Here is a 25,442-nt window from a genome sequence, read left to right on the forward strand (position 1 = left end):
AAGAGCCGCGGCCAGCGCCCGGTCAGCCGGTGCCCGGCGTCGGCAAGGGCCGCCAGCAGCGCGGGCCGCGTGGCGACGGCCGCGCCGATCAGCGCCAGCACCGTGACCGGCACCCCACCGGCGATTCCCGTGGCCGAGAGCGACAGCGCGAGGGCCAGCAGCAGGCCCATGGCGGCCAGATCCCCGGCGCGGTCCATCAGCACCAGGGGCGCGGTGCGCTCGAAGCTCCAGCCGGTGTCGCGGTAGAGCCAGCGCATCCGCACCAGCTCGCCTACCCGGCCGGGGGTGACGGACATGGCGAAGCCGCCGAGGAAGTGCAGGAGGTTCCGCCGAAGTCCCGTGCCAAGCCCCAGCCGCCGCGCGAAGAGGTGCCAGCGCAGGCCGCGCAGCAGGTAGTTGGCGAGGCTCAGGGCCAGCAGCACGATGATCTGCCAGGGGCGGATGCGCGCGATCTGCCGGGCGACCTCGGACCAGCCCGTGGCGCTGCCGAGCCCGACGAGGCCGACCAGCATCAGCGCCAGCAGGCCGCCCAGCAGCAGGCGGTCGCGCCGGATGTTGCGCCGTCGGGGCGCGGGAGAGGGGGCTGACTCGATCATTGCCCGACCGCTAGAGGAGCATTGGGGCAATACTATGAAACTGTTTCCGGATTCGGAACGCCCCCCGGCACCCCCGGCGCTTCGGGGCCGCCCGGACCTAGCAGAGGGTGGCGTTCATCCGTTCGCCGAGCAGCCGGATCGTCTGCGCGGTGGAATGCGGGCAGTCCGCCACCAGCCGCATGTAGCAGTCGCGGTTGACGCGCAGCGCCACGACCTCGGTCTTGGCGGTGACGCTGGCGATGCGGGGGCGTTCGCACAGCAGCGCGGATTCGCCGATCACGTCCCGCTCTCCGATCAGGCCGCTGACGGTGCTGCCGACCCCGGCTGGCGCGCTGACCTCGGCTTCGCCGCAGAGGATGACATAGGCGACGCTGGACATCTCGCCTTCGCGGGCGATGGGATCGCCGGGCGCGAAATGCACCCGCTCCGACGTGAAGGCGAGCATCCGGAGCTTCTGGACGGGCATCCGCGCGAACAGCGGAACGGCCTTCAGGATCTGGACTTCGTCTTTCATGCACATCATGACGGACCCTCCTTGCGAAGACCCCGAGCGGTCAGGCCGAGGCCTCTACGCCTTCAGTCCTAGCACTTTCGCGTGAGAATGTCTCGGAATAATGATCCGAGACGACCGAGCCGTTCTCGAACCGCACGATCCGGTCGAAGCCGTCGACGTCCGCCTCGTCCGCCGTGACCCAGACGATGCCCGGCCGGTCGGGGCGTCCGGCCAGGAAATCCACCACGTCCACGCGGATTTTCCGGCGCGCCGCGGCGTCGAGCCCGGTCAGCGGCTGATTCAGGATATAGTAGTCCGAGGGCCGGATCATCGCGCGGGCCAGGTTCAGCTTCTGCCGCTGCACGGCCTGCAACCGGCGGCCGGCGGGCCCGATCCCGTAGCACAGGCCGATGGTCTGCACGTCGCGGCACAGCGCGGGGTCGCGGCCCAGAACCTCGCTCGCCACCGTGCGGACCTTGCGCTCGGCATCGCTCTGGAAGGTGTCGACCTTGCCGAACAGCAGGTTCTCCAGCAGCGTGGCCGAGCGGATGTAGCGGCCCGTCTCGTAGACCTCGATCAGCGGTTTCAGCGCATCCGGCATCCCCGCGTGGATCTTTCCGCGCACCTCGACGATCCGCCGCATCAGCGCCTCGTCCAGCACCCCGAAACGGAACCAGCGTTCGTTGTAGTAGAAGGCGAGGCGCATCAGCGCGATCCGGTCGGCATCGGCGGCGGTGGCGAAGGACTTGCCCTCCAGCCGGTGCAGCAGGGCGGTGTAATCCGGGATCTCCTCGGGGCGCATCAGCGTCATGCGCTGGAAGAAGACGTGGTCGGGCGGCATGTCGCGGAACAGGTCCACCGTGATCTCGGCGATGGCGCGGCCCATGGCGAACAGGTCCTCGCCGATGCCGTCGCTGAAGATCAGCTCGCGGAAGAAGCGGCTGCGCACGATCCGGCGCAGCGAATCCTCCTCGCCGGTCAGCTGGCCGAACAGGAGGTTCTCGCCCACCGTGGCGCCGCTGTTGTAGCAGCCCGGCCGGAACTGCGACACCATGGCGCCGAGCCCCGCCTCGCGCAGCGCCGCGGCCAGGGGCGCGCGCAGGGCGACGATCCGCTCGGCCAGGGTCTGCCGCTGCGCCTCGTCCAGCGTGGTGTGCAGCGCCATGTCCAGCACGTCGTCGGACAGGCCGACGCAGTCGAACACCGCCATCACCGAGGACAGCAGATCGGCCTCCCCGGTGTGGCGGGCGATCGCGGCCTCGTCGATCCAGCTGTCGTTCAGGTCGAAGACAGGGTTGCCCGAAAGCCCGGCCTCCATCACCTCCCAGTCGCGCAGCCTGCGCGCCCGCCCGGTATAGACGCGCGGCACCCGGGGTTCGTTCTTCAGTCCATACAGCAGGTTGTCCTCGAGCGTGCCGTCGAACAGGTGCCCCTCGCCCGAAGCATAGGAGATCTTCCGCCCCACCAGCGACTCCGGCAGGTGCAGCAGGTCGTGCTCTCCGGCGAGAATGTTGCCGGAGGTCGGCCAGACAAGCCGGCCGAGCGCCTCGGCCAATGCCCCGCCGCCGCTGCCCGAGGGGCCGAGGAAGGCCACCCGCTCGCCCGTCTCGATCTTCAGCGACACCTGGTCCAGCACCAGGCTGCCGCTGTCGTCCACCAGCGACACGTTGCGCACGCTCAGCGGATGGCCGAACGCGGCGTCGGGATCGGGCGTGGGAGACTGCAGGTCGGCGTCGATCAGCACGTCGGATTCGAACTGCTCGACCACCTGTTCATATTTCACCTGCACGTCCTGGCGGGTCAGGTCCCAGTCGATCAGCTCCTTTAGGGGGCCCGGCAGCTCCTTGTAGGCGTTGATGACCGCGACCAGCTGGCCGACGTCCAGCGTGCCCTTGATCGTCAGGTAGCCGCCGAAGCTGTAGAACAGGAACGGCGTCAACTGGGCCAGGAAGTTGTTCAGGAACTTAACGAGGAACTTCCACTGGTAGATGTCGTAGCGGATGCGGAAGATCCGGCTGAGCCTGTGGGCGATGTCCGCCCGCTCGAAGTTCGTGGTGTCGTGGGCGCGGATCGTGTCGATGCCGGTCACGATGTCGCTGACCCGGCCCGCCAGCTGGCGCGCGGTCAGCTGCCGTTCGCGGCCGAGCACGATCAGCCGCTGGCGCATCTTCGGGATCACCAGCACCTGTACCATGGCCACGCCGAAGGTCAGCATCCCGAGCCAGAAATGCTGGATGAAGATGAACAGAAGCGCCGTCAGCGCCTGCCCGCCCAGAAGCGCGGGCTGCACAAAGGCGTCGGCGGTGAAGCCGCCCAGCGGCTCGACCTCGTCCTTCACCATGCTGGAGATCTCGCCCGGTTTCAGCGCCTTAAGCCGCGCGGGCGGAAAGCGCAGGATCCGGTCCACCAGCGCGAAGCGGATGCGGCGCAGCAGCCGTTCGCCGAGGCGGCCCTTGTAGGTGTTGATGTAGAACTTGAACAGGCCGTTGACGATCACCAGCGCGAGGAAGGCCATGCTGAGTGCCAGCAGCATCGGCAGCCGTTCCAGCGGAATGCCCTGGAACAGCTCGACCTGGCCGAGCCACGGCAGGTCGAGGGTGATGTTGCCGAAGGTCTGGGTGGCGTCCGGCGTCTCGAAGCCCTCGCCCTGGATCGGGCCGTTGACGATCAGCTTGGGCAGGTTGAACGCCATGTAGTAGGGAATCATCGACGCCCCGACCACCAGCAGGATCCAGAGCTGCTGGCGCTTCGTGTTCGTCCAGATGTAGCGGGAAAGGATCGGCTCCATCGACGGCGGCCTTCAACTTGAAACTCTTCAGCACCCGCAACGCAGAGGCCGGAACGTCGTGGGGCGCAACGCGGCTATGTCATGTCATGTGGCGAGAGTTGTAAGGAGATGTGCCGATCGTGCCGCTCCGTCAAGGCGCAAACGGCCCGAAACATCTGCCGGGACGCTGTCCATCGCCTGCTGCATGGCTCGGGCCAGCGTTTCGCCGCCGATCTCGGCCTCGGGCAGCATCCGGACGCGTCCCATCGCCTGAAGCCGGGCGGCGCGCTCGGTCTGTTCCGTCTCGCCGCCGGTGGCGAAGGGCACCAGCACCGCGCGGCATCCGGCCTGGAGGATGTCGCAGACCGTGTTGTAGCCGGCCTGCGAGACCGAGAGGCGGCAGGCGGCGAGCAGGGCGGGGAAATCGGCGCGGAAGCGCACCACCTCGACCCCGTCGCGGGCCTGCGCCGAGAGGCGGGTGAAGTCCCGCTCGGGCAGGTTCGGCCCCGAGATCACGCACCACCGCTTCAGCGCGGGAAGCCGGGGCGCGGCGTCGAGCGCGGCCCCGATCAGCGCCGCCCCCACCGCGCCGCCGCCTGCCGAGACGACGACATCGTAGCGGTCGGGCGAGGGTTCGGGCGGAGGTGCCGCGACGAGACCGGTATAGGCCACCCGGTCGGCGATGGCGGCGGCGTGGGGGAAGGTGTCTTCCAGCCGCACGAAGCCGGGATCGCCGTGGACCAGCACCCGGTCGAAGTGCCGCTGCACGAGCTCCGCCGTCTCGGCGTCGCGCTCGGGCTTCCTCGCCTGGAGGATGTCGCGGACCGAGCTGACGAGGGCGGGGCGCGGTTTCGTCGCCTCGATGGCCTCGATCAGCGGCAGAAGCTCGAACCGGACCTGGCGGCGGCCGAAGGGAAAGGCCTCCAGCACCACCACGTCGGGGCGGAACCCGCGGAAGGCCTCCAGCAGGCGCGCCGCCCGGTCGCCGCGGAAGCTGTCGTCGAGCGGCTGGCCGGCCGCGTCGACCAGGGTCGAGAATCCGTCCTCGGCGATGGCGATGGGCGGCAGCGCGACGTGGCCGATCCCCTCGCCCGGGAAGCCTTTCACGGGCAGGCCGCCGGTGACCACGCAGACCTCGGCCCCCTCCGCCGCCAGCGCCCCGGCGATGCGGCTGGCCCGGGCAAGGTGGCCGATCCCCAGCAGGTGCTGGACGTAGAACAGGATCCGGGGGGCGGGGCGGGTCATGGGCGATCTCCGACGCCTTCGGCAAAGAGGTCCGCCAGTTGGCGGATGCTGTCGTGGAAGTCGAACTCCGCCCGCACCTGCGCCTCGGCCGCCTGACCCAGGGTGCGGCGGCGGGCGGGATCGCTGATCGCCTGCGCCAGCGCGGCGGACAGGGCGGCGACGTCTTCCGGCGGTACGACCCATGCGTTCTGGCCGTCGCGGAACAGGTCGCCGATGCCCGAGACGTCGGTGGTGACGCAGGCCAGCCCCTGGCTTGCCGCCTCGACCAGCACGTTGGGCAGCCCGTCGCGGTCGCCGTCGCCCGCCACCCGGCAGGCCAGCGCGAAGAGATCGGCCGCGCGATAGGCCTCCAGCACCCCCGTCTGGTCCATCGCCCCGCGCCACTCGACCCGCTCCGCGATGCCAAGTTCGTCCGCCAGCGCCTGCATCGCCTTCGCCTCGGTCCCCGCACCGATATGGACGAAGCGCCAGTTCAGCCCCTCCGGCAGCGCGGCCAGCGCCCGGAGCAGGAGGTCATACCCCTTCTTCGGCACCGCCCGCCCGACGCTCAGCACCTCCACCGGCGCGCCGGTGCCGTCCTTCGGCGGGCGCGGCGCGTCCGGGGTCGGGAAGCGGTGCAGGTCGAGACCATGGTGGCTCAGCACCACCTTGCCTGGCGCCTCCGCGAGCCCCGCGAGGTGATCCCGCCCCACGGCGGTGCAGGTGACGCACCAGGCGGCGCCGTCCAGTTTCCGCGCGAGATCCCGGTCGGGCGAGGTCCAGATGTCCTTCGCATGGGCCGAGACGGAATAGGGCACGCCGGTCATCAGGCTGGCGTATTGCGCGACCGACCCCGGCGTGTGGATGAAATGGGCGTAGATCCAGTCGCCATCCTTCGGCCACTCGGCCGCCAGCACCGACGCCTGTCCGAAGCGGCGGACGCGGTTGCGGGAAAGGTCGCGCGAAAGGTCGCCGAGGAAGGCCGACAGCGCGGCGCGGAAGCCGGGCCGCCGGAGGCTGCGCCAGAGCCCGCGCAGCACACGCAGGGGTTCGTGGTGCAGGTACTCGGGCAGGTAGGTGACGGGCGCGCGGATCTCGTCGTGGACCGGGTGGCGGCGGGTGTCGGTCGGGTGGCGCATGGAGATCAGCGACAGCGCGAAGCCCGCCCGCTCGAGCCCGTAGAGCTCCTGCGCGATGAAGGTCTCGGACAGGCGGGGATAGCCCTTGAGGATCACGACGATCCGTTTCGGCCCCCGCGGCCCCGCGTCCCCCGCCATTACTCTCCGGCCACCGCCGCGGGGCGGCTTCCGCGGGCCGAAAGCCATTCGCCGATCATCCGCGAGATGTTGTCGAGCCCGTCCATCTGCACCGCGCCCCCCGCCTGCGACGGCGGCGCGCGGAAGGGCAGGGCGCGCAGCATCCCGGCAAGGCGGGGCGCATCCCGGGCCTCGTCCGGGGTCAGCATGTCGACCAGCCCCATCGCCTCAGCCCGGCGGGTGCGGATCAGCTGCTCTTCCCGCGGGGTGACACGGGGCAGGATCAGGGCCGGCTTGTCGAAGGACAGGATCTCGCAATAGGTGTTGTAGCCGCCCATCGCCACCACCGCCTGCGCGCCCGCCATCAGCTCTTCAAGCCGGGAGTCGAAGTGGATCAGCTCGATCCGCTCCAGCCCTTCGGCCGCCTTCTCCAGCGTCGCCCGCTGTTCTGCGGGCATGTAGGGCCCCAGCACGACCAGCGCCTTGTGCGGCAGCTCCGGATCGGCGCGATAGGCCCCGAGCACCGCCGAAACCAGGTCGAACCCGTCGCCGCCGCCCCCGGTGGTGACGAGGATGTAATTGCCCTTGGGCCGGTTGTGGGAAGGGGCCGCGCTGTCGGCGCTGCGCTTGAGGAAGCCGGTATACTGCATCCGGTCGCGCACCGCCTGCGGCGCGTCGAGGCCGGTCAGCGGATCGTAGAAGTCGGGCGGGCCGTAGACCCAGACGTTGTCGTAGAAGCGGCCGATCTTGGTCAGCACGTCGTTGCGCGCCCACTCGGCCTCCAGCAGGTGCGGGGCGTCCATCACCTCGCGCAGGCCGAGGACCAGCCGCGTGCCCCGCGCCTTCAGGAAGGCGAGCGTGTCCTCGATCTCGCCCCGCAGGCCCATCGGCTCCTTGTCGGTGATGAAGATGTCGGGCTTGAAGGTCTCGGCGGTGTGGCGGATGATCGACCGGCGCATCGCCAGCGTGTCCCGGACGTCGATATGCTCGGACAGCGAGGTGTATTCGCCGTTGCGAAGCTTGATGACGCTCGGAATCTTCACGAAATCCACGCGGGCGCGATAGTCGAAGGTGCCCGCGATGCTGGCGCCCGAGACGATCAGGACGGTGACGCCGCTGAACCGCTCGACAAGGGCATGGGCGATGGTGCGGCAGCGCCTGAGATGGCCCAGCCCGAAGGTGTCGTGCGAGTACATCAGGACGCGGGCGTCGTCGAACCATGTCTTCATCGTCCGGCCTTTCGTCTCTCGTGCCGCCGGACGTGCCGGGGATCGGTTTTCGGGCTACTTATAGGGGTCGGCGGCGTCGCGCAAACCGTCACCCAGAAAGTTGAACGCAAGTATCACCAGAATCACGGGCACTATCGGAAACAGCAGCCACGGAAAGATCGCGATGACGTTCACGTTCCGCGCCTCGGTCAGCAGGATCCCCCAGCTGGTGATCGGCGGGCGCAGGCCGAGGCCGAGGAAGCTGAGCGCGGTCTCGCCGAGGATCATGCCGGGCACCGTCAGCGTGGCTGAGGCGATCAGGTGCGACATGAAGCCGGGCACGAGATGGCGCGAGATGATCCGCCCACTCTTCGCCCCCATGACCTGCGCCGCGGTGACGTAATCCTCTTCGCGGAGCGAGAACAGCTTGGATCTTACGGCCCGCGCGAGGCCGGTCCAGTCCAGGAGCCCGAGGATCATGGTGATCCCGAGATAGACGAAGATTGGGTTCCATGTGACGGGGATGATCGCCGCCATCGCCATCCAGAGCGGGATCGACGGGATCGACTGCAAGACCTCGGTGATCCGCGTCAGCGCCATGTCGATCCAGCCGCCGTGGTATCCGGCCAGCCCGCCGATCACGATCCCGAGGATGAAGCTGACCGCCACGCCGAACAGCCCGATCGTCAGCGAGATCCGCGCGCCATAGAGGATGCGCGACAGCTGGTCCCGCCCCAGCCGGTCGGTGCCGAGCAGGAACATCTCGCCGCCCTCGGCCGGGCAGACGAGGTGCAGGTCGGCGTCAATGAGCCCCCAGAACCGGTAGCGGTCGCCATGGCAGAAGAAGCGCAGCGGCTGCACCTCGCCCGGTGCGTCGGTGTAGACCCGGCGCAGCGTCTCCATGTTCAGCTCCATCGACCGGCCATAGACGAAGGGGCCGACGAACTCGCCCTCGTGGAACAGGTGGATGCGCTGCGGCGGCTCGTAGATCGCGTCGACGTTGCGGGTGTGGAGGTTGTAGGGGGCCAGGAACTCGGTGATCAGGATGCTGGCGTACATCAGCAGCAGGAACACCCCCGACACCACCGCCAGCCGGTGCCGGCGGAACTTGTACCAGATCATGTGCCATTGCGAGGTGGTCAGGACCCCGCTCGCCTCCTCGGCCTGGCGCGCGGCGGCATCGGGGTCGAACGGCGCGTCCGAGACGTAGTGCGGCAGCGGCGCGCCGGGCGGGGGCAGGGGCATGCTCATTTCCGCGCCTCCCCGCCAAGACGGATCCGCGGGTCGAGGAAGGCGAGGGCGATGTCGCTGACCAGCATCCCGATCACCGTGAGGAAGGCGAGGAACATCAGGAACGACCCGGCAAGATACATGTCCTGGCTTTGCAGCGCGTTGATCAGCATTGGCCCCGTGGTTTCAAGCGACAGCACGATCGCCGTCACCTCGGCCCCGGAGATGATCGAGGGCAGGATCGAGCCGATGTCGGAGATGAAGAAGTTCAGCGCCATCCTCAGCGGGTACTTCCGCAGCAGCGGCCCCGGCGCCATCCCCTTGGCCCGCGCCGTGGTGACGTACTGCTTGTGCAGCTCGTCCAGCAGGTTGGCGCGAAGCCGCCGGATCATCGCAGCGGTCCCGGCGGTGCCGATGATGATGACCGGGATCCAGATGTGCGACAGAATCGAGCGGAACTTCTCCCAGCTCATCGGCTCGCCCAGGAACTTCTGGTCCATCAGGTGGCCGATGGAGACGCCGAACCACTGGTTGGCGAAATACATCAGGATCACCGCCAGCATGAAGTTCGGCACCGAGATGCCGATCATCCCCACCAGCGTCAGCCCGTAGTCGCCCCAGGAATACTGGTGCGTGGCCGAGTAGATGCCGATGGGAAAGGCGATCAGCCAGGTGAAGACGATGGTGACGAAGGAGACGAGGATCGTCAGCCACAGCCGGTCGCCGACGACCTCGGACACCGGCAGGCGGTATTCGAAGGAATAGCCGAAGTCGCCGTGCAGCATCCCCCCGAGCCAGTAGAAATACCGCACCACCGCCGGTTCGTCGAAATGGTACTTGGTCCGCAGCTGCTCGATCTCGGCCAGGTCGGCGGATTCACCCATGGCCTGCAACTCGGTGATGTAGCTTTCGAAATAGTCGCCCGGCGGCAGTTCAATGATGGTGAAGACCAGCGCCGAGATCAGCAGCAGCGTCGGCACCATCACCGCCAGCCGCCAGAGGATGTAGCGCGCGAGGCTCATCCGCGCCTCCCGTCCCAGAAGGTGTCAGGCATGTAGGCCCCGAGATAGCTGGTGGGATCGTAGCCCAGCAGGCCCTCGTCCGGCACGTTCTTCAGCCAGTCCGCCCGCACCAGCGGCGCCAGCGCGCCGTTCACGGTGCCGATGGTGAACACCTGGTCGGCGCGGATCGCCAGCATCCGGTGCCAGATCTCCGCCCGCTCGTCCGTCGAGGCGCTGCGCCGCCACTGCCGGAGCAGCTGCATCAGGTCGACCACCGGCGCGAGGTCCGGTGGCACGCCGCTGCTTTCGGCCGACATGAAGAACATCCCCCAGTTCGGCCACTGGAGCTGCGCGTCGTCCGTGGGCGCCAGCTCCAGCGGCGGCATGTCCGCCGTCGGCACGGCATTGTCCAGCCCGATGCCCACCGACATCAGAAGCCCGCCGCCCATGGCGCGGCTTCTCAGCAGTTCGCGCTGCGAGGTGCGGGTGTAGATCGCCACGCCGACGTCGAAGAAGGTGTCGTGGATCAGCTCCAGGATATCGGTCTCGAGCGTGCTTTCCCCGGCCGACTCCACCACGATCTGCACCGGCCGGCCGTCCGGCAGCTTGCGCATCCCGAAGCGGTCGCGCTTGTCGAGCCCGGCGAGATCCAGCAGCGCGTTCGCCTTCTCGGGGTCGAAGGCGGCATAGGCGCTCGCATATTCCTCGCGGTAGAGCGGGCTTTCCGGCAGCACCGTGTCGGCACTCTCCCGCGCCAGCCCGAAGAACAGCGCCTTGTTGATCTCCTCGCGGTCCACGGCCAGCGACAGGCCGCGGCGGAAGTTCGCGTCCTGCAATACCGCCCGCCACACCGGATCGGCGCAGTTGAGGTTCGGCAGCAGCGCCATCTTCGAGCCCTGGGGCTGCTTCCAGAGGTCTACCTTCACCGGCTGCACCCGCTCGGCCCGCTTCAGGAGCGTGTAGTCGTTGAAGCTGAGGCCCATGTACTGCAAGTCCGCCTCGCCCGTCGCCGCCTTGGCGGGGATGATCTCGGAGGACGAGATGTTCAGCAGCACCCGGTCGATGTAGGGCAGCTGCGTGCCCGCCTCGTCGACCCGGTGGAAATAGGGGTTCCGCTCGAACACGAACTGTTCGGCCGGGGGGGAGGTGCGGGGCCGCCAGGGCTCGGTCGTGGGCAGGTCGGGGTTTTCCGGGCGGTTCTGGCGCGACTGCTTCTGGAACAGCGAGGTCCAGTCGTCGACGCGGAACTGCTCGATGTATTCCTCCAGCTTCTCCGCCGTCTGGTAGGCCGGGTGGAACTGCTTCATGTAGACGGAAGGCAGGAACAGCTTCAGCGGCGAGGGCTTGGCGAGGTTCGGCAGGAAATCCGGCACCGGCGTCGCCCAGGCATAGCGCACCGTCACCTCGTCCAGAACCTCGAACGTCGGCCCGTCGCCCGCCACCAGCATCTCGGCCGGGATGCCGCCCGGCGACAGCTCCTCGTCGTGGTAGACGTCTTCCCAGACGAAGCGGAAATCCTCGCTGGTCAACGGATTGCCGTCGGACCAGCGGTGGCCTTCGCGCAGGCGGAAGGTGAAGATGCGGCCCTCCTCCACCTCGCAGCTTTCCAGGATGTCGGGCTGCAGCACCAGGTCGGGGCCGTAGCCGACCAGCCGGGCATAGCCATTGATCGGCATGATCCGGATGTCGCGCTGCCCGCCGATCAGGGTGCGCACGGTCCCGCCCTGCACCCCCGGGGTCCGGCCGAGCGACCCCATGTCGATCACCCGCGGCACCTTCGGCAGCCGTTCGTTCACCGGCGGCAGGCGGCCCGCGGCCACGTCGGCGGCGAAGACCTCGGGCTCCTGCGGGGCGGCGCGCAAGGTGCCGGGCAGGAAGGCCGCGCCCATCAGCGCGAGGGTCCGGCGGCGGGAGATCATGCGCGCAGCTCCGCCGCGTCGGCGCCGGTCCTCGCCAGCACGAAATGCCCGTTCCCGAGATCCGCGGGCGCCAGCGTGCCGCCGTCGCCCTCGCGGAAGGCGGGCGCCCACATCTTGCGCGCCTCGCGGCTCGACAGCGCGGCGGTGGCGAAGTCGAGCGGGCGGCCGAGGTCGGGATAGGGCACTGCGGCCAGCAGGGCGCGGGTATAGGGATGGACGGGGGCCGACATCAGCACCTCGACCGGGGCCAACTCCACGATCCGTCCCGCCCACATCACCGCCACCCGGTCGGCCATGTAGTTCACCACGGCGAGGTTGTGGGAGATGAAGAGATAGGTCAGCCCGATGTCGCGCTGAAGGTCTTTCAGGAGGTTCAGCACCTGCGCCTGCACCGACACGTCCAGCGCCGACACCGGCTCGTCGCAGATGATGAGCTCGGGCGACAGCGCCAGCGCCCGCGCGATCCCGATCCGCTGCCGCTGCCCGCCCGAGAAGGAATGCGGATAGCGGCGCAGGGCGTTCTCCTCCAGCCCCACGGCCTTCAGCAGCACCCGCGCCGCCTCGACCCGCTCGGCCCTGGTGCCGAGGTCGTGGATCTCCATCGGCTCCAGCAGGATGTTGCCCACGCTCATCCGGGGCGACAGCGAGGACACCGGATCCTGGAAGATCATCTGGATCCGCCGTTGCAGGGTGCGCAGCTCCGCCCCCTCGGCGCGCAGCACGTCGATCCGCTGCGCCCCGTTGTCGAACGTCACCTCGCCCGCGTCGGCCGACACGGCCCGCATCAGCATCTTCGACACCGTCGTCTTGCCGCAGCCGGACTCGCCCACCAGCCCGAGGCACTCGCCCCGGCGGATGTCGAAGCCCACGTCGTCCACCGCGGGGGCAGGGGGCGGGGCGGAGGACAGCCAGCCGTCGCCCTTGCGGCTGCCGAAGGTCTTGGAGAGCCCGCGCACCTTCAGCAGCACCTCCGGCGCCTTGCCTGTCGGCGCAGCCACCTTCCCCGGCATCTTCGCCAGCAGTCCGCCACCCAGCGTCTCGATCTCGCGCAGGGGTTTCAGGCGTTCGGACCGGCCCATGTCGAAATGCGGGATCGCCCCGAGCAGCCCCTTCAGATAGGCGTGGGTCGGGTTGCAGAAGATCGCCTCGACCGGCCCCGCCTCCATGATCCTGCCGTGATAGATCACCACCACCTCGTCGGCGCTGTTCGCCACCACGCCAAGGTCGTGGGTGATCAGCAGCACCGCCATGCCGAGCTGTCGCTGGAGGTCGCCGAGCAGTTTCATGATCTGCGCCTGGATCGTCACGTCCAGCGCCGTCGTCGGCTCGTCCGCGATCAGCAGCGACGGGCGGCAGATCAGCGCCATGGCGATCATCGCCCGCTGCCGCATCCCGCCCGACAGTTCGAACGGATACTTGTCGAACACCTTTCCGGGCTGGTCGAAGCCGACGAGGCGCAGCATCTCCTCGGTCTCGCGGCGTCGGGCGGCGGCGGGGCCGGGTTCGTGGATCTTCAGCACCTCCGACACCTGGTCGCCGATGGTGTGCAGCGGCGAGAACGAGGTCATCGGCTCCTGGAAGATCTGGCCGATCCGGGCGCCGCGGATCGCCCGCGCCTCGATCCCGTCGCGGGGCAGCTTCAGGATGTCGACCGGCCCGGCGCCGTCGTCGAACAGGATCCGGCCGCTGACCTTCGCCGCGGCAGGGGCGAGGCCCATGATCGCCTGGCCGATCACCGACTTGCCCGACCCCGACTCGCCCACCAGCGCCGTGACCTTGCCGGGCAGGATCCGGAGGCTCGCGTCGTCCACCGCGGTCAGCATGCCGCGCATGAGGGGGAAGGTGACGCTCAGCCCCTCGATCCGCAGCAGATCCTTGCCAGCAGCCATCCGTTCTCCCGCGCGGCGCGCGCTCACCCCGTCTGTCGCGACCTTACCCATTCGGGCGGGCCTGTCCATCGCCAAGCCGCCGCAGCCGACGCGCCGCCCGCGAACTGCCGCAAGGTCGCGCAATGCGGCGTGTCGGGGGCTGCGCCCCGGGCCGCGCGGGGATATGAGGGACGGCAGGACACCGGCGCATCCGGCAGCGAGGCAGCGCGATGACACCGAAGGACGAGGCACGCGCGCGGCTCGACGCCGCGGGAGAGCTGCGCGCCGCGGGCGACCTTGCGGGGGCGCGCGCGGTGCTCGACGGGCTGCGCGGCGACGGCGCGCCGGACGCGATGGGTCCCCTGACCGCGCTCGGCCTGCCGCGCCGCCTGCACGCGGCCTACCTCAAGCTCGCCAAGGCCGAAGGCGATGCGGCCGCGCGCATCGCGCTCCAGTATTTCCTCGTCCCGCCGCCCGAGGCGCTGTCGGCGCTGGCCCGGATGCCCGACGAGGCGCGCCGCGCCTGTTCCGCGGCGGCGCGCGCGGCGGTGCCCGACGTGCTGCACCAGGTCTGGATCGGCCCCGCCCCGGTGCCCCCCGCCTGTGCCGCCTGGGCCGGGGTGGCACGGCGGAACGGCTTCGAGTACCGGCTCTGGCGGGAGGACGATCTGGAGATCGCCGGGTTCACGGACGCCCCGGCCTTCCGCGAACGGCTGGAGCGGGGCGATTATCCCGGTGCCGTGGATGCCGCCCGCTACCTGATCCTCGCGCGGGAAGGCGGCGTCTATCTCGACTGCGACTGGTACCCGGCGCGCGACGATCTGGGACTGGCGGAGGCGCTGCCGATGCTGGGCCTGGCCGCGCTGGCCGAGGACACGCCGCGCCTCACCGGGGCGGGCAGCCCGTTCCTCACCAACTCGCTGATCGCCTGTCCCCCGGCGCACCCGGTGATGGCGCACCTGAACGCCATCCTGCCCGATGTCGTCGCGACCCTGCCCGGCGGGCCTGCCTGGTGGGTGACGGGGCCGCTGATCTTCACCCTTGTCGCCGCGCAGGCGCCGGTGACGCTGGCGCCGCGCGGGCTGGTGCAGGGCAATCTGGCGAAAGGCGCGGGCGCGGCGGAGCTGGACGCGATGCGCGAGACGGCCGGAGGATTCCTGATCGGCTGGAAGCCGTGGTGAAGGGTCAGCCGGGGCAGGCGATCCGCTCGATGACGCCCTCGCCGGACAGGGCGAAGAAGGCCTCCTGCGGAATCTCCAGCCGCGCCGCCTTCAGGGGATCGAGCCCGAGGTAGATCCCGCGCAGCAGACGGCCCACCACGGCATGGCTGACGAGGATCCTCACCGGCTCGGGCCGCGCCCCTGCCGCGGCGAGCGCCCGGCCGACGCGCCGCGTGGCCGAGGCGAGGTCTTCGCCGTCCGGCGCATGGAAGAACCACATGTTGCGGGGCACGGCATCGCGCGCGCCGGGCCATCCGGCATCGATCTCGGCGGCGGTCCGCCCTTCCCAGGCGCCGAGGGACAGCTCCGTCAGATCCGGCTCGACCACGACAGGCGCGCCGCCGAGCGCTTCGCCGACGATGGCGGCGGTCTGCCGGGCGCGGGACAGGGGGCTGGACAGGATCACGCACTCGGACGCGCGGACCCGCGGCTTCAGCGCCGCCGCATAGGCAAGGGCCTGCGCGCGCCCCCGCTCCGTGAGCGAGGACTCCGCCCGGCCCTGGTAACGGCCTTCGGCGTTGTATTCGGTCTGGCCATGGCGCAGGAGATAGATCATCGGCCGGGTGGTGGCCGAGGGGCCGGGCGCTGTCAAGCCGGGCCACATCGCCGTGGCGGGGGCTTCCGGCGCGGTCTATGGAGAGGCATGCGCCGCATCGCCTTCCACGCTCCGCTGAAGAGTCCCGACCATCCCGTGCCCTCGGGCGACCGGCTGATGGCGCGCCAGCTGATGGATTGCCTCGCGCGCGGCGGCCACGATGTGACGCCGGTCTCGGACCTGCGCAGCTTCCTGCGCGATCCCGGGGACGCGGCGACGCGCGACGCCATCCTCGCGCGGGCCGAAGCCGCGCGGCGGGATCTGGCAGCGGCCTGGCGAAAGGACGGGGCGCCGGACCTGTGGATGTGCTATCATCCCTACTACAAGTCGCCGGACCTGCTTGGCCCGCCGCTCTGTGCCGCGTTCGGGGTGCCCTATGTGACCGTCGAAGCCTCGTACTCGCCGCGCCGCTCGGTCGGGCTCTGGCGGGACTGGCAGGCGCGTGCGGTCGCGGGCATCCGGCAGGCGGCGCTGAACATCTGCCTGACCCGGCGCGACCGCGACGGGCTGGCCGGGATCGTCGCGCCGGAGCGTCTGGGCTGGCTCGGGCCGTTCATCGACGCCGCGCCCTTCCTGGCGTCCGAAACCCGCCCCGCGCCGGGGCGGCTCGGGGTGGTGGCGATGATGCGGCCGGGCGACAAGCTGGAGAGCTATGCCCGGCTGGCCGCGGCGCTGGCGCTGCTGGAGGACGCGGACTGGCGGCTGGAGGGGATCGGCGACGGCCCGGCGCGGGGACAGGGGGCGGACCTGTTCGCGCGCTTCGGCGAACGGATCGACTGGGCCGGGGCGGTGGCGCGCGAGGATCTGCCCGCACGGCTTGCCCGGTTCTGGGCCCATGCCTGGCCCGGGGTGGGAGAGGCCTATGGCCTTGCCTATCTCGAGGCGCAGGCCTGCGGTGTGCCGGTCGTCGCCGAGGCGCGGGCGGGGGTGCCGGAGGTGGTGACGGACGGCGTGACGGGGCTCCTGACCGCCGAGGGCGACACGGGCGCCTATGCCGCGGCGCTGCGGCGGGTGCTGGAGGATGGCGCGCTGCGCGACCTGCTGGGCCGCGCCGCGCGCGGGACGGTGGCGCGGGAGCATGACATGGCGGGGGCCGCGGCACGGCTGAACGGGCTTTTGGCCCCGCTTCTGGAGGGACGGCGATGACGCAGGATCACGGGCTTTCCGACCTGGCCGCGGCACTGGACGCGGCGGCGGCCGAGGGGCGTCCGCTGACGTTCTGGCTGCGCGACGACGACGCGGTGGACCCGACACCGGCGCTCGACCGGCTGATCGGGCTGACGGAAGCGCATGGCATCCCCTGCCTTTTGGCGGTGATCCCGGAACGGACGGGCCCGGCGCTGGCCGCGCGGCTGGACGCGGCGCCGACGATGAGCGTCGCCCTGCACGGCTGGGCCCACGAAAGCCACGCCCCGGCGGGCGAGAAGAAGCGGGAGCTGGGGGACGATCGCCCCCTGGCCGACACCCTGGGCGAGTTGGAAGAGGGGCGGGACAGGCTGTCGGAACTGCACGGCACGCGGGCGCTGCCGATCGTCGTGCCGCCCTGGAACCGCATCGGGCCGCAGGTCGAGGCGCGGCTGGCGGCGCTGGGCTTTTCCGCGCTGTCGGTGTTCGGGCCGGAGCGGCCGGGGCCGATCCGCCGGATCAACACCCACGCCGACCTGATCGACTGGCGCGGCACCCGCGGTGGGCGGAGCGATGCCGCGATGACGGCGGACATCCTTGCCGCCGCGGAGGCGGGCGTCGGCTGCGTGGGGCTGCTGACGCATCACCTGGTGCATGACGATGCCGCCTGGGACTTTCTGGAACGCTTCCTCGCCCTGACCGCGGCGCATCCGGGGTGCGCCTGGCGCAGCGCGGGCGCGCTTCTGTCGGGGGGACAGGCGGGCTGACGGCGCTCAGACCTGGAACACGTCAGCCCATTCGGGATGGCGGCGGCGCTGGGCGTTGACGAAGGGGCAGAGGGGCACGATCTTCACCCCCTCCGCCCGTGCGTCGGCGACCAGGCGTTCCACCAGCGCCTGGCCCACGCCCCGGCCACGGAAGGCATCCGGAACGCCGGTGTGGTCGGCGATGATCAGCGTCGGCGTGGTGATGGAATAGGTCAGCTCGGCCTCGTCCCCGCCCTCGCGGAAGACGTAGCGGCCCTTGGAGCCCTGCACCTCGCGCAGGATCTTGCGCTCAGACAAGGGTGGCGTCCGTCGCGGCGCGCAGCTCGTCCTCGGACACGCCCTCGGCCGTCTCCACGATCCTCAGCCCGCCCTCGACCACGTCGAGCACGCCAAGGTTGGTGATGATCCGGTCGACGACGCCGGTTCCGGTCAGCGGCAGGGTGCATTCCTTCAGGAGCTTCGATTCGCCCGCCTTGTTGGCGTGGTCCATGACCACGATCACCCGGCCGACGCCGGCGACAAGGTCCATGGCGCCGCCCATGCCCTTCACGAGCTTGCCCGGGATCATCCAGTTCGCAAGGTCGCCCTTTTCGGACACTTCCATCGCGCCGAGGATCGCCATGGCGATCTTGCCGCCGCGGATCATGCCGAAGGAGGTGGCGCTGTCGAAATAGGCGGTCTTCGGAATCTCGGTGATGGTCTGCTTGCCCGCGTTGATGAGGTCGGGATCCTCCTCGCCCTCGATCGGGAAGGGGCCCATGCCGAGCATGCCGTTCTCGGACTGCAGCGTGACCTCGACACCTTCGGGGATGTAGTTGGACACCAGCGTCGGGATGCCGATGCCGAGGTTGACGTACATCCCGTCTTCCAGTTCCTGCGCCGCGCGGGCGGCCATCTGATTGCGGTCCCAGGCCATGGTCGATCCTCGTTTGCGTTCGGTCTCAGGTATCTATGTCAACGCTTCCGGTTGCAAGCCGGGTCTCAGTCCGTGGGCGCCGGGACGAAGCTTTCGGCGGGCACGTCCAATGTCACGACGGTGCCCGAAGCGGCGCGGGTCACGTCGAAGGTGCCGCCCAGCCCGTCGATCAGTCCCATGACGATCCGCCCGCCCAGCGAATTGGTCTCGGGCCAGTTGATGCCCTCGGGGATGCCCACCCCGTCGTCCGAGATGGTCACGCGCGCGCCGCCGCCGGTCAGCGCGGCCAGCCTGACGTCGACCACTCCCTCCTCGCGGCCGTCGAAGGCGTGCTGCATGGCATTGGTCAGCACCTCGGACAGGATCAGCCCCATCCGCGTGGCGTGGTCCACCGGCATGTCCATGGCGTCGGCGACGATGTTCACGCGGATGCCGGCGCGCCCGTCGATATGGGCGATCGCGTTGGCGACCCGCGACAGGTAGGAGCCGAGCGGGATCGTCTGCGGCCCGTTCTGGTCCGTGGGCTCGGTCAGTTCCTCGTAGAGCAGCTGCAGGCTCTCGATCCGGCGCGACAGGCTCTTGTATTCCTCGGCGGCGGTGCTTTGGCGGGCCTGCATGCGGATCATGCCGACGATCATCGACAGGTGGTTCTTCACCCGGTGCTGGATCTCGCGCAGGGCCTTGTCGGCGGTGGCCTGCATCCCCTGGGCCGAGGTCTTGTCGAGCCGGACCTGGATGCCGAGGAAATAGGAAAGCTCGTCCTCGCTGTCGAACACGGGGGTGATCAGCAGGCGGTTCATGAAGGTCGTGCCGTCGGCGCGGTAGTTCAGGATGTCGACCGAGACGTCCTGCTGTTTCTCGAGGGCGCGACGGATCTTGCGGGTGTCGTCGGGATCGGTCCGCTGGCCCTGGAGGAAGCGGCAGTTCCGCCCCACAGAGGCATCGCGCGAATAGCCGGTCAGGCGGACGAAGGCATCGTTCACGTAGACGATGGGATTGTCCTCGAACCGCGGGTTGGTGAGGACCATCGCGACGCTCGATTTCGAGAACGTGGCAAATGCCTCGTCGCTGCTGATGTCCCCGGCGCCCTTCGTCTTCTGTGTGTCCATGGCCCTGTCCAAATCGCCTGTCAGGCGGCCCGAGTGGTGCGCTGTTCGATGCGCTTCTCGTGCTCGCCCTGAATGATACGATGGACATAGATCCCCGGCAGGTGAATTCCATCGGGGTCGAGTTCGCCGCGCGGCACGATCTCTTCCACCTCGGCGACGCAGACCTTGCCGCACATCGCCGCGGGCGGGTTGAAGTTGCGGGCGGTCTTGCGGAAGACGAGGTTGCCGGTGTCGTCGGCCTTCCACGCCTTCACGATCGAAAGGTCGGCCACGATCCCGCGTTCGAGGATGTAGGTCTGGCCGTCGAACTCCTTGTGCTCCTTGCCCTCGGCGATCACCGTGCCGACGCCGGTCTTCGTGTAGAAGCCGGGGATGCCCGCCCCGCCCGCACGCATCCGTTCGGCCAGCGTGCCCTGCGGGTTGAACTCCAGCTCCAGCTCGCCGCCGAGATACTGGCGCATGAACTCCTTGTTCTCGCCGACGTAGGACGAGATCATCTTCTTCACCTGCCGCGTCTGCAGCAGGATGCCGATGCCGAAATCGTCGACGCCCGCGTTGTTCGAGGCGAAGGTCAGGTCCCTGGTCCCGGCCTCCTTGATCGCCTGCAGCAGCAGCTCGGGGATGCCGCAGAGGCCGAAACCTCCGGCGGCGATGAACATTCCGTCGAACAGCAGCCCGTCCAGCGCCTCGGCCGCCGATCCATACACCTTCTTCATCGCATCCGTTCCCGTTGTTCCGTGTCTCGGGGCCCAGCTTTCGCCGCGCCGTCCGTCCAAGTCAATCGCACCCCGGTCCGCAGGGCACGCGCGGCGGCGTCAGTCTTCGCCGTCGTCCTTCGCGGCCTTCTTCGCCTTCGCCGTCTTCGCGGTCGAGGCCTTGGCGGCGGCGGTCTTCGTCTTCGTCGCGGTTTTCGTGGTCTTTGCCGCCTTCGGCTTTGCAGCGGGCTTCTTCGCCGCCGTCTTCCTGGTCGCCGTCTTGCGCGTGCCCTTCTTCGCCGCCTTCTCGGCGATCAGCTCGACCGCCTGTTCCATCGTCACCTGTTCGGGCTCGGTGTCCTTCGGCAGCGTCGCGTTGACCTTGCCCCACTTCACGTAGGGGCCGTAACGCCCCTCCATGATGCTGACCGCGCCGCCCTCGGACGGATGTTCGCCCATCTCGCGCAGGGGTTTCGCCGCCGCGCCGCGCCCGCCGCGGCTGGCCGCCTTCTGGGCCAGCAGTTCGACCGCGCGGTTCATGCCGATGGTGAAGACGTCGTCGAGTTCGGGCAGCGGCGCGGTCGAGCCGCCCCGCCCGGTATCCTCGTTGTGCTTCAGGTAGGGCCCGTAACGGCCTATGGTCGACCAGACGTTCACCCCGTCCTCGGGATGCTGGCCGACGAGGCGGGGCAGGGCCAGCAGCTTCAGCGCCTGGGCCAGGTCCACGTCCTCGGGCGGCCATTCGCGGGGGATCGACTGGCGCGGGGGCTTCTTGTTCTCCTCCGTCGCGTCGCCGCGCTGGACATAGGGGCCGAACCGGCCCTTGAAGGCCCAGATCTTGTCGCCCTGGTCCTCGCCCAGCAGCTTGCCCTCGGGCGGGATGCCCCCCGCGTTCGGGTCGTCCGCCTCGGACGGGGGGCCGAAGGGGCGGGTATAGCGGCACTCGGGATAGTTCGAGCAGCCGATGAAGGCGCCGCCCGAGCGGGCCGTGCGCATCGACAGCGTGCCCTTCTCGCAGTTCGGGCACAGCCGCGGATCCTTGCCGTCCTCGCGCGGCGGGAACAGGTGCGGTGCCAGCACCTCGTTGATCTTCTCCAGCACCTCGCCGATGCGGAGGTCCGAGGTTTCCGCGATGGCCGCCGAGAAGTCGCGCCAGAACTGGCCCAGCACTTCCTTGTAATCGCGGCTGCCGGCCGAGACGTCGTCGAGCTCTTCCTCGAGCGCGGCGGTGAAGTCGTATTCCACGTAGCGGCGGAAGTAGTTGGTGAGGAAGGCCGTTACCAGCCGCCCCTTGTCCTCGGGGAACAGGCGGTTGCCCTCCTTGCGGACGTATTCGCGGTCCTGGATCGTGGTCACGATGCTGGCATAGGTCGAGGGCCGCCCAATCCCCAGCTCTTCCATCCGCTTCACCAGCGTCGCCTCGGTATAGCGGGGCGGGGGCTGGGTGAAGTGCTGCTCGGGCGTGACGCCGAGCTTCTTCATCGCTTCGTCCTTCGCGATCTGCGGCAGGCGCTTGTCGTCCTCGTCCTCGGTATCGTCGCGCCCTTCCTCGTAGACGCGGATGAAGCCGTCGAACAGCACCACTTGGCCGGTGGCGCGCAGCTCGACCTGGCCGTCGCGGCTGCCGATGTCGACCGTGGTGCGTTCCAGCCGGGCGGATTCCATCTGGCTCGCCAGCGTCCGCTTCCAGATCAGGTCGTAGAGCTTCCTCTGGTCGGCATCCGGGATCCTCAGCGCGGCGGCGTCCTTCGTCATGTCGGTCGGCCGGATGCACTCGTGCGCTTCCTGCGCGTTCTTCGCCTTGTTCTTGTAGATGCGCGGGCTCGCGGGAACGTACCTGTCGCCGTAGCGCTCCTTGATCGCGTCACGGGCGGCGCTGACCGCCTCGGGCGCCATGTCGATGCCGTCGGTCCGCATGTAGGTGATGTAGCCCGCCTCGTAGAGCCTCTGCGCCGCGCTCATGGTCTGGCGGGCGCCCATCCCGAACTTGCGGCTGGCCTCCTGCTGCAGCGTCGAGGTCATGAACGGGGCCGAGGGGTTGCGGCTGGCCGGTTTCGCCTCGACCGAGGTCACGGCCAGGTCGCGGCTTTCGATCGCCTGCACCGCCATTTCGGCCGCGGTGGTGTTCTCGAGGCTGAAGCGGTCCAGCTTCTTGCCGCCGAGCACCGTCAGGCGGGCCTCGAAGCTCTGGCCGCGGGGCGTTTCGAGCAGCGCCTTGACCGACCAGTATTCCCGGGCGCGGAACGCTTCGATCTCCATCTCGCGCTCGACGATCAGGCGCAGGCAGACCGATTGCACGCGGCCGGCGGATTTCGCGCCGGGCAACTTGCGCCAGAGCACGGGCGAAAGGTTGAAGCCGACGAGATAATCCAGCGCGCGGCGGGCGAGATAGGCCTGCACCAGCGGGCCGTCGACCTGGCGGGGGGCCTTCATCGCCTCGGTCACGGCCGACTTCGTGATGGCATTGAAGACGACGCGGCTGACCGGCGTGTCCTTCCTGATGGACTTCCTTTTGCGCAGTGTCTCTTCGAGGTGCCACGAGATCGCCTCGCCCTCGCGGTCGGGGTCGGTGGCGAGGATCAGCGCGTTGTCGTCGGCGAGCGCGTCGGCGATGGCCTTGACGTGCTTCCTGCTGTCCGGCGAGACCTCCCAGGTCATGTCGAAATCGTGCTCGGGATCGACCGAGCCGTCCTTCGGCGGAAGGTCGCGGACATGGCCGAAGGACGCCAGAACCGTGAAGCCGGGGCCGAGATACTTGTTTATTGTCTTGGCCTTGGCCGGGGATTCGACGACGACGACAGGCATGGGCTTCCTTCCGACTCGGGGTCTGCAAGCGACGGCGCTAGATGTGGGGTCTGCCCTTGGGTTGTCAATCGGCCTTGCCCCGGGCCCGGTCCCGCGGGCGGCACGGTTGGCGGGAGGCATGGTCCGAAACGGGTGCCGGTGTCGCGTCCGGTCGTCCGTTCGCGCGCCTGGTCCGGGCGCACTGAACGAGTCCTGCCAGGCCATGACAGCCACGAATTGTGGGTCGGACTGCATCCGGTGGCGTCGGGTGGTGCGCAATGGCGACGCGCGGAGGCCCGCGCCGGGGACCGTGCCCCGTTGGTGGGTCCGCCTGGCGGGCCGACATCGCCTCCGTCGCTGACCCGTGCCTTGCACGGATGGTTTCGCCGGACTGCGGACACGGCGCGTCCGTTCCGGGGCCGGACCGCCATGGCCGTGCCGGGCACCCGGGCTTGCGGCACCGGGCGTCTATCACGCATCGACCCCACACCGGGGAGGTTCAGCGGACAGATCGGCCCACCTGCGGGACAGCCGACCGAACGGAGGAACGGTCGTCTCGCATTGCGCATCGGCGTCGGCAGGGGCCGCTTGCGGTATGTGCGCCGGTTCCGCCTCGGCGAGGCAGACGTCGTGCAGGGGGCACGAGGGTCTGCCGGTGTGCACAGGGGGCTTCTGCCGCCCGGTCCGGCGTCAGGCGCGGCTGAGGAAGCCACCCGGCTGGCGGATGATGCGGCCCTCCAGTTCGAGGTTGACCAGCTGCGGGGCGATCTCGCCGGCGGGGACGGCAAGATCGCGGATCAGCTGATCTTCGGCGACCGGGCTGACGCCAAGTCGGTCGAGAATCTGCTGATGCAGGGCGTTGGTCTCGCGAAGGCTGCGTTTCGCCTCCTTGATTGGCCCGGCAAGCGGCAGGGCCGCGACTTTCCCGTTCCGTGCGCCGGCAACGATAGTGTCTGTAGGCCCCACCGGAACAACAGGCGCGGTACCGCGCCTTTCGCTGAGGACGTGGATCACGGCGTCGTCATCTTCGTCCGTCCGTGCCGGGCGGGCGCTGACGCCTGCCGGTCCCCTCCCTTCTGACGCAGGCGCCGGGTCGTCGGCGGCGCGGAGCGCCGTCGAAGGCGGCTTCCGGCGGGAGTGGGAGGGTTTCGCCGCGTCCGTTTCGCCGGATCCTGGCCCGGCGGTTTCGATCCGGTGCGCCCCGGGGGCCGCCGGATCATGTCTTTGCAGGGCAGCGTCCGCGACGAAGACTTCCCGCGCTTCGGCCAGGGCCGCGAGGATGTCGTCGGCGCCGCGCACGAGGAGGGCGCCGTCGCGGATCAGCATGTTGCAGCCCGAGGCGCGGGCGTCGAACGGATGACCCGGCACCGCCATCACCTCCCTACCTTGGTCCAGAGCGTCGCGGGCGGTGATGAGGCTGCCGGATTTCGCCGCGGCCTCGACCACGACGACGGCGCGCGACAGGCCCGAGACGATGCGGTTGCGGCGGGGGAAATGGCGGGCCAGCGGTTGCAGGCCCATGGGCTGTTCGGACAGGCGCAGGCCGGTTTCGGCGATCTCCTGGGCGAGGACGGCGTTCTCCGCCGGATAGACCACGTCGACCCCGCCGGCCATCACGGCGATGGTGCCGGTCTTCAGCGCGCCGAGGTGCGCGGCGGCATCGACCCCGCGGGCGAGACCCGAAACGACGACGTGGCCCGCCGCGCCAAGGTCGGCGGCCAGGCGTCGGGCCATGCGGGTGCCGAGGGAGGAGGCGTTGCGGGCGCCGACCAGCGCCACGGCCGGACGGCCGAGCAGGGCGAGGTCGCCGAGCGCCCAGAGCAGCGGCGGCGGGTCGGACAGGCCGAGGAGGGCGGCGGGATAGTCCGGCGCTCCGTAGGCGACGAGCCTGGCCCCCGCCAGGCGACCTGCGCGCAGTTCGGCGGCGGCGACGGCGGCGGGGCAGGGCTGGTAATCGTCGACGCCCGCGGCGCGGGCGATGGAAGGGAGGGCGTCCAGTGCGTCGGCGGCGCTGCCGCATTCGCGCAGGAGGCGGAAGAAGGTGCTGACGCCGACGCGGCGAGAGCGCAAGAGACGAAGCCAGACCAACCGATCTTCCTCGGAGTGGGGTGGGGTGAGGGGGGTGAGGGAAGGGATGAAATCCACCGGCCAACCTGTCTTCGTCTGCTTGCAAGGACAAGATGAGGCCGCAATGGTTAAGGGTGTATGAAGACCGAACCTTATTTTGTTCTTCGGGTCCAACCTGCTGATATAAGGGCGTATTAGTCTTCCGGCCGCGTGCGGGCCGGGTTCTTGCGCAGCAGGAGTTCGAGAATCACTCCGAATGTCAGCCCGTAGGCGCCACTGACGAGCGCCACGAAGACGGCGGCCTCCGCGCCGGTTCCGGCAATGAAGGCGGAAACCGCGCCGACGCTGCCGGCGCCGAGCGGCGGCGACCACCAGGGCAGCGCCACGCGGCGTCGGATCAGCCAGTGCAGCGCCGCGGCGGGCAGCATGAAGGTCCAGGCGAACAGCCCCGACAGCATCACCAGCCGTCCCATCAGGGCCGGGACGCTGCCCGCGTCGCCGGTGATGCCGCCCGCCAGGATCTCGGCCACGATGCCGAGGCCGGGGACGACGATCAGCGCGGCGAGCGCCGCCAGCGCGTGGGCGAGGGCCGCGTTCACGGC

Annotated in this window: 21 protein-coding genes and 1 pseudogene; 3 read left to right on the forward strand and 19 right to left on the reverse strand. The window is 69.7% G+C overall.

What is annotated here, in order from left to right; all coding sequences use genetic code 11:
- The 10 genes from A7B20_RS11275 to A7B20_RS11320 form a co-directional block, all read right to left on the reverse strand.
- Positions 1–596: lysylphosphatidylglycerol synthase transmembrane domain-containing protein (locus A7B20_RS11275; protein ID WP_157937660.1), on the reverse strand; the 596-nt coding region annotated here is incomplete at its 3' end.
- Positions 597–693: 97 nt separating this feature from the next.
- Positions 694–1,110, reverse strand: coding sequence for a cyclic nucleotide-binding domain-containing protein (locus A7B20_RS11280; RefSeq protein ID WP_172960999.1), 417 nt, complete (start codon positions 1,108–1,110; stop codon positions 694–696).
- A 40-nt stretch (positions 1,111–1,150) separates the two neighbouring features.
- Positions 1,151–3,877: an ABC transporter ATP-binding protein gene (locus A7B20_RS11285; RefSeq protein ID WP_102108687.1), complete on the reverse strand. Its 2,727-nt coding sequence runs from the start codon at positions 3,875–3,877 to the stop codon at positions 1,151–1,153.
- 84 nt (positions 3,878–3,961) lie between these two features.
- A complete protein-coding gene (locus A7B20_RS11290) occupies positions 3,962–5,101 on the reverse strand; it encodes a glycosyltransferase family protein (RefSeq protein WP_102108688.1) in 1,140 nt (379 codons plus the stop codon).
- Complete coding sequence (locus tag A7B20_RS11295) at positions 5,098–6,357, reverse strand: glycosyltransferase family 4 protein (protein WP_102108689.1); 1,260 nt, start codon at positions 6,355–6,357, stop codon at positions 5,098–5,100. The genes A7B20_RS11290 and A7B20_RS11295 overlap by 4 nt, the downstream gene beginning before the upstream one ends.
- Complete coding sequence (locus A7B20_RS11300; RefSeq protein ID WP_102108690.1) at positions 6,357–7,565, reverse strand: glycosyltransferase family protein; 1,209 nt, start codon at positions 7,563–7,565, stop codon at positions 6,357–6,359. Before A7B20_RS11300 ends, A7B20_RS11295 begins: the two co-directional genes overlap by 1 nt.
- A 54-nt stretch (positions 7,566–7,619) precedes the next feature.
- Positions 7,620–8,795 (reverse strand): ABC transporter permease, encoded by a 1,176-nt coding sequence (locus A7B20_RS11305; RefSeq protein ID WP_102108691.1) that lies wholly within the window; start codon positions 8,793–8,795, stop codon positions 7,620–7,622.
- A complete protein-coding gene (locus tag A7B20_RS11310; protein WP_102108692.1) occupies positions 8,792–9,796 on the reverse strand; it encodes an ABC transporter permease in 1,005 nt (334 codons plus the stop codon). Before A7B20_RS11310 ends, A7B20_RS11305 begins: the two co-directional genes overlap by 4 nt.
- Positions 9,793–11,694 carry an ABC transporter substrate-binding protein gene (locus A7B20_RS11315; RefSeq protein WP_102108693.1) on the reverse strand — a complete coding sequence of 634 codons (1,902 nt, stop codon included), beginning with the start codon at positions 11,692–11,694 and terminating at the stop codon, positions 9,793–9,795. The genes A7B20_RS11310 and A7B20_RS11315 overlap by 4 nt, the downstream gene beginning before the upstream one ends.
- Positions 11,691–13,583, reverse strand: coding sequence for an ABC transporter ATP-binding protein (locus A7B20_RS11320; protein WP_102108694.1), 1,893 nt, complete (start codon positions 13,581–13,583; stop codon positions 11,691–11,693). Before A7B20_RS11320 ends, A7B20_RS11315 begins: the two co-directional genes overlap by 4 nt.
- A gap of 209 nt (positions 13,584–13,792) precedes the next feature.
- On the opposite strand from A7B20_RS11320, the gene A7B20_RS11325 reads away from it, so the two are divergent.
- Positions 13,793–14,743 (forward strand): glycosyltransferase, encoded by a 951-nt coding sequence (locus A7B20_RS11325; protein WP_102108695.1) that lies wholly within the window; start codon positions 13,793–13,795, stop codon positions 14,741–14,743.
- A 4-nt stretch (positions 14,744–14,747) separates the two neighbouring features.
- On the opposite strand, the gene A7B20_RS11330 is transcribed toward A7B20_RS11325, so the two are convergent.
- A complete protein-coding gene (locus A7B20_RS11330; RefSeq protein WP_172961000.1) occupies positions 14,748–15,374 on the reverse strand; it encodes a histidine phosphatase family protein in 627 nt (208 codons plus the stop codon).
- A 51-nt stretch (positions 15,375–15,425) separates the two neighbouring features.
- Between A7B20_RS11330 and A7B20_RS21710 the strand changes: the two genes are divergently transcribed.
- A complete protein-coding gene (locus tag A7B20_RS21710; protein ID WP_102108697.1) occupies positions 15,426–16,523 on the forward strand; it encodes a glycosyltransferase family 4 protein in 1,098 nt (365 codons plus the stop codon).
- Positions 16,520–17,269 carry a polysaccharide deacetylase family protein gene (locus tag A7B20_RS11340; protein ID WP_102108698.1) on the forward strand — a complete coding sequence of 250 codons (750 nt, stop codon included), beginning with the start codon at positions 16,520–16,522 and terminating at the stop codon, positions 17,267–17,269. The genes A7B20_RS21710 and A7B20_RS11340 overlap by 4 nt, the downstream gene beginning before the upstream one ends.
- 6 nt (positions 17,270–17,275) lie before the next feature.
- On the opposite strand, the gene A7B20_RS11345 is transcribed toward A7B20_RS11340, so the two are convergent.
- The 8 genes and pseudogenes from A7B20_RS11345 to A7B20_RS11380 all read right to left on the reverse strand — a co-directional run bounded on the left by A7B20_RS11345 (position 17,276) and on the right by A7B20_RS11380 (position 25,439).
- On the reverse strand, positions 17,276–17,566 hold the full coding sequence (locus A7B20_RS11345) for a GNAT family N-acetyltransferase (protein WP_102108699.1): 291 nt from the start codon (positions 17,564–17,566) through the stop codon (positions 17,276–17,278).
- Positions 17,559–18,185 (reverse strand): CoA transferase subunit B, encoded by a 627-nt coding sequence (locus A7B20_RS11350; protein ID WP_102108700.1) that lies wholly within the window; start codon positions 18,183–18,185, stop codon positions 17,559–17,561. Before A7B20_RS11350 ends, A7B20_RS11345 begins: the two co-directional genes overlap by 8 nt.
- Before the next feature lie 65 nt (positions 18,186–18,250).
- Positions 18,251–19,294 carry a PAS domain-containing protein gene (locus A7B20_RS11355; RefSeq protein ID WP_102108701.1) on the reverse strand — a complete coding sequence of 348 codons (1,044 nt, stop codon included), beginning with the start codon at positions 19,292–19,294 and terminating at the stop codon, positions 18,251–18,253.
- 20 nt (positions 19,295–19,314) lie between these two features.
- Complete coding sequence (locus A7B20_RS11360; protein WP_102108702.1) at positions 19,315–20,010, reverse strand: CoA transferase subunit A; 696 nt, start codon at positions 20,008–20,010, stop codon at positions 19,315–19,317.
- Between the two features lie 99 nt (positions 20,011–20,109).
- Entirely contained in the window at positions 20,110–22,794 is a 2,685-nt protein-coding gene (gene topA / locus A7B20_RS11365; RefSeq protein ID WP_102108703.1) for a type I DNA topoisomerase, read from the reverse strand.
- 669 nt (positions 22,795–23,463) lie between these two features.
- The gene (locus tag A7B20_RS21800; RefSeq protein ID WP_157937665.1) at positions 23,464–23,787 is read right to left on the reverse strand and encodes a DprA-like winged helix domain-containing protein; all 324 of its coding nucleotides are present in this window, start codon (positions 23,785–23,787) and stop codon (positions 23,464–23,466) included.
- A 243-nt stretch (positions 23,788–24,030) separates the two neighbouring features.
- Positions 24,031–24,861: pseudogene (gene dprA, locus A7B20_RS21805) on the reverse strand (DNA-processing protein DprA); the annotation flags it as partial.
- A 173-nt stretch (positions 24,862–25,034) separates the two neighbouring features.
- The gene (locus tag A7B20_RS11380) at positions 25,035–25,439 is read right to left on the reverse strand and encodes a hypothetical protein (RefSeq protein WP_102108704.1); all 405 of its coding nucleotides are present in this window, start codon (positions 25,437–25,439) and stop codon (positions 25,035–25,037) included.
- Positions 25,440–25,442: the final 3 nt, after the last annotated feature.

The sequence above is a fragment of the Oceaniglobus roseus genome, assembly GCF_002869745.1.
Taxonomy (GTDB): Bacteria; Pseudomonadota; Alphaproteobacteria; order Rhodobacterales; family Rhodobacteraceae; genus Oceaniglobus; species Oceaniglobus roseus.